Raw genomic sequence first — 501 nt, 5'->3', positions numbered from 1 at the left:
CTGTGAAAACCCTGTGAAAAATTTTGAAAAGTCTGTGAAAGCCCAGAAAACCGCCTTTGAAGACCCTGTGAAAAAAATCACTCCAAAAGTTCAATCGACTCCAAAATCAGCCAAAAATGACCAAAAAAGCAAAAAAGATATGCGCCATATGGCGCGTTTCTATTTTTTGCAAATATAATTCTTTAAAAACAATTCGTTATTTAAGTTTCTTAATGTAAATAGAAACGCGCCTGTATTTTTCATTTTAGAGAGGCATTAAGCTATATCTTATGTAGTTTCTGGATGTGCATTTTCAGCCTCTATTTGACGCTTTAAATGCAATTTTAGAAGAGGTAAAATAAGCTCGACTTCTTCCGTGTCGTTGATGTCTTGAACAAGCTCTTGCAGTTTTCCATAAAGTTCCGCCGCGAGTTCCGCTATATCTTCAGGGGGGAGTTTTATATTTGCATCGCGATAGGTTGTATAAGCTATGCGACCAAGCTTTTTCATGAGACCAGCAGG

General features: G+C 37.3%; 1 pseudogene. It reads right to left on the bottom strand.

Going from position 1 to position 501, the window contains the following annotated elements:
- Positions 1-267 precede the first annotated feature (267 nt).
- Positions 268-501 (bottom strand): annotated as a pseudogene (locus ACFINU_RS10460) (transcriptional regulator); the annotation flags it as partial.

This window comes from Bartonella sp. AC130YNZD (assembly GCF_042196865.1).
GTDB lineage: Bacteria > Pseudomonadota > Alphaproteobacteria > Rhizobiales > Rhizobiaceae > Bartonella.
Note: the sequence above shows the minus strand (reverse complement) of the source record. Positions and strands in the feature narration are given on the sequence as shown.